Raw genomic sequence first — 4,079 nt, 5'->3', positions numbered from 1 at the left:
CGGCTGATATCCAGAAGGAAGAGACTCAAGGTCGCGAGGTGTCAGCGGACGCCGTCTGGAGATACGCGAGGAGGTTGTCTTTGAACCCGGGCAATGGGGATGCGCCATGCCCACGTGGAGACATGGACAGCCAATTGCCAGACAGGTGGATGTTCGAGGGCCTCGCTCCGGAACGGACAGTCAGCATGAAGCCAGACAGGGATTCAGCCGTCGTTGGAGCTCATGGGCCCTCCGGGCACTGACGCCATGTCCCGTCTTGCGCAATGGCTTGTACTGAACGAGGGCTTGCCCGTACATACAGGCAAGCTCGATACGGGAAAACATGTATCGAGCCCTTCCGGGCCCTCCGCGCCGGGCGCGGCCCGCGGGCCGCGCTCCTCGCGCGTGGCCCGGTGCTTCAGCGCTGCACGGTGAACGTGGGGTTGAGCACCTTCATGGTGCCCTTCGTCACGCCGAACTGCTCGTGCACGGCCGCGCGGCGCACGGCCTCCGCCGGCCCGATGCGGCCCGCGAGCAGGTCCTGGTACGCGGACAGCACGCGCGTGGCCTCCTCGCGCGACTCGCGGACGAACTCCACCCGGTAGCGCCGCACGCCGCGCTCCAGCAGCCGGGGCACCAGCGACGCCGCGCTCTGCGCCTGCGCGTTGAACACCGTGTTGCGGCACCCCACGTCCACCACCACCGGGTGCTCCAGCCCCTTGTGGTCTCTCAGTGAGACGCGGTGCTGCTCACACGGCCGCCCGCAGCTGCGGTAGTCCCGCCCGTGAGACAGCGTGTGTGAATACACGCAGTGCTCCGTGTGGAACGTCGCGATGTGGTGGTGCACCGTCACCGCGAAGCGCTCCGCCGGCAGGTGCTCCAGCATGGCCTCCAGCTGCACCGCGTCCAAGTCGTGCGCGAAGGTCAGCGAGTCCAACCCCAGCCCGAGCAGGTGCAGCGCCGTCACCGAGTTGGTGACGTTGAGCGAGAAGTCCCCGTGCAGCGCCGGGCGCGGCTCCCCGGGCGCGGGAGGCCGCTCCAGGAAGTGCATCATCGCGCCCCAGTGCCGCACCAGCACCGCGTCCGGCTTCAGCTTCTGGATGCGCGCGTCGTAGCCCTCCTCGCCCGGCTTCTGCACGCGCACCGTCGCAATGGTCACCTTCAGACCCGCCGCGCGTGCCCGCTCCACCGCGCGCTGCAGGCCCACCAGCTCCATCCAGTCCAGCTCCACCTCGGGCAGCCCCGCGGCGATGACGGCCTCCAGCTGCTCGTCCGTCCGGCACAGCGGCAACAGCCTCGCGCCCTCGGGCACGGGCGCCGCCACGACGCGCTCGCGCAGGGACGTGCGCAGGCCCTCCAGCGTGGAGCCCTCCTGCACCGTGCGCACCGGCCCGCGCGCCACCGCCTCCGACAGCTCCGCCACCAGCCTGCGCCGCAGCGCCTTCAGCTCCGACACCGGCAGGTGCAGTCCCGGCGCCAGCCCCGCCGTGTCCAGTCCGGCCAGGTGGAACGGCGTCCCGCCCAGCGCCGCCAGCTTGTCCTTCAAGAGCGCCGCGTCCAGGCCGCCACCGCGCGCCTCCGCCAGCATCACCTCGCTCGACACCGAGCACGCGTGCCCGCCGCGTGCCTTCCCCGACACCGCCAGCGGCGCCCCGGCCGTGCCGGACACCACCAGCTCCAGCGGTACGCGCCCTTCCGGCTCGCCCTGCGCCAGCAATTCCTCCGTGCGCTTCGCCAGGGCGGGGTCGCTCGTAATCCAGACGCGCTGGCCCGGTGCCACGCGCGCCAAATCGGGCCCCGGGTTGCCGAAGCCCAGCACCCAGCCGCGCCCCTTGCGCTCCACGCGGAACAGCGGCCCTCCGGGCTCGTGCTTGTCCTCCGGGTGGCCCGCGTCGAACACCACGCCCATGCCGGGACGTGGGGACAATTCCGCCGCCACCGGCGCGTCGCCCTCCAGCGGCGAGGACACCTTGCCCTGCGGCGCGTCCGGGCGCTCCTGCTCCTCCTGCCCCAGGCCGCCCGTCCACGGGCGCCCCTCCGCGTCATCCACCACGCGCACGTCGCGCCCGTGCACCGACTCCACCCGGCCCAGGTACGCGCCGCGGTGCTTGGGGAAGCGCCCCTCCACCAGCGTCTGGTGGTCCGAGCCCGCGAAGAAGCCGTGCGAGAAGCCCCGGCTGTACGACAGCGTCATGTCCGCGAGGTCCTTCTTCAGCGCGCCCGCGTCCGGCTTCCCCTCCGCCACGCCGTCCACCCAGCGCCGGTAGCCCTGCACCGCCGTGGCCACGTACTGCGGCCCCTTCTGCCGCCCTTCAATCTTCAGCGAGTGCACGCCGATGTCCACGAGCCGGGGCACCGCCATCACACCCGCGAGGTCCTTGGGGCTCAGCAGGTACTGCACGTCCCCCAGCTCGCGCGTCTGGCCATCCACCACCAGGTCATACGGCAGCCGGCAGGACTGCGCGCACTGCCCGCGGTTGGCGGAGCGCCCACCCCACGCCTCGCTGGTGAGGCACTGGCCGCTCCACGACATGCACAGCGCGCCGTGGATGAAGACCTCCAGCTCGATGTCCGTCTCCGACGCCAGCCTGCGAATCTCCACCACCGACAGTTCGCGCGGCACCACCACCCGCGTGGCGCCCAGGCCCCGGGCGAAGCGCGCGCCCTCCGCGCTCGAAATCGTCATCTGCGTGGAGGCATGCACCTCCATCTGGGGACACACCGCGCGTGCCACCAGCGCCACCGCCGGGTCCTGGACGATGAGCGCGTCCACGCCCGCCGCGGCCACCCGGCGCAGGATGTCCTCCACCACGGGCAGCTCCGGCTCGAACACCAGCGTGTTCAGCGTCAGGTACGCCCGCGCCCCGGCGCGGTGCACGAGCGCCAGCGTCTGGGGCAGGGTGGCGAGCGAGAAGTTCTCCGCCCGGGCGCGGGCGTTGAAGCCCTCGTCCAGCCCGAAGTAGACGGCGTCCGCGCCACTGGCCAGCGCGGCCTTCATCGAGTCGAGGTCCCCCGCGGGGGCGAGGATTTCAGGACGGCGACGGGTCATGTCGCGTCCTCTAACACAGCACCCCAGCCCCTGCCGTCCGGTACGCGAAGTCCATGGCGCGGTGCGGCAGGTTCTGTTCAAGTCGCCGCCTGGTTGCTTCCACAGGAGACGAGTCAATGGCTGATGGCGTGTTCCGGGACGGGCTGCTCGCGGGCAAGGTGGCGTTCATTTCCGGCGGCAGCAGTGGCATCAACCTCGGCATCGCCGAGGCCTTCGTGAAGGCGGGCGCGAAGGTGGCCATCAACGGCCGCAACGTGGAGAAGCTGGAGGGCGCGGTGAAGGGCCTCCAGGCCCACGGCACCGCCATGGGCGTGGCCGCCGACGTGCGCGACTACGCCGCCGTGGAGAAGGCGCTCCAGACGGTGCGCGACGCGTACGGCGAGCTGGACATCGTCGTGTGCGGCGCCGCCGGCAACTTCCCCGCGCCCGCGCTGGGCATGTCCTCCAACGGCTTCAAGGCGGTGATGGACATCGACGTGCTGGGCACCTTCAACATCAGCCGCGCCGCCTTCGACCACCTGCGCAAGCCCGGCGCCTGTCTCATCAACATCTCCGCGCCCCAGGCCTACCTGCCCATGGCCATGCAGGCCCACGTGTGCGCCGCCAAGGCCGGCGTGGACATGCTCACCCGCGTGCTGGCCATCGAATGGGGCGGCTCCGGCGTGCGCGTCAACGCGATTACCCCCGGCCCCATCGACGACACCGAGGGCATGCGCCGCCTCGCCCCCAGCGAGGAGGGGAAGAACAAGATCATCCAGGCCCTGCCCCTGCAGCGCTTCGGCAAGAAGGAGGACATCGCCCGGCTCGCGCTCTTCCTCGCGTCCGACGCGGCGTCCTACATCACGGGTTCCATCATGGTCTGCGACGGGGGCCAGTCCCTGCTGGGCGGCGGCGCCCTCATGGCCGCCCTCATGTAACCCCGCGCCACGACTGGGTGACAGGGCGCTCACGGCACCGTGAATTTATATTGGTGCTGCAAGTTTGCCGTCAGGCACTACTTTTGGGAGGGGAATGTCTGATAGAAGGCGATGCAACCCCGCGCGGGGGGATT

The 4,079-nt window shown here is 70.9% G+C and carries 2 protein-coding genes; one reads left to right on the top strand and one right to left on the bottom strand.

Annotated features, from left to right (window positions below):
- Positions 1-397: 397 nt before the first annotated feature.
- Complete coding sequence (locus ACX9TP_RS37385) at positions 398-3,028, bottom strand: U32 family peptidase (protein WP_482975439.1); 2,631 nt, start codon at positions 3,026-3,028, stop codon at positions 398-400.
- 116 nt (positions 3,029-3,144) lie between these two features.
- Here ACX9TP_RS37385 and ACX9TP_RS37380 point away from each other — a divergent pair, with 116 nt between their 5' ends.
- Positions 3,145-3,945: an SDR family oxidoreductase gene (locus ACX9TP_RS37380; RefSeq protein WP_482975438.1), complete on the top strand. Its 801-nt coding sequence runs from the start codon at positions 3,145-3,147 to the stop codon at positions 3,943-3,945.
- Positions 3,946-4,079: the final 134 nt, after the last annotated feature.

It is taken from the genome of Pyxidicoccus sp. M15 (assembly GCF_056858435.1).
The sequence above is the reverse complement of the archived record's forward strand: the minus strand, read 5'-3'. Positions and strand labels throughout refer to the sequence as shown.

What these genes read in the sequence shown, in the direction of transcription:
- ACX9TP_RS37385 (WP_482975439.1), bottom strand. Translation starts at nt 3,028, where the DNA reads ATGACCCGTCGCCGTCCTGAAATCCTCGCCCCCGCGGGGGACCTCGAC.
- ACX9TP_RS37380 (WP_482975438.1), top strand. Translation starts at nt 3,145, where the DNA reads ATGGCTGATGGCGTGTTCCGGGACGGGCTGCTCGCGGGCAAGGTGGCG.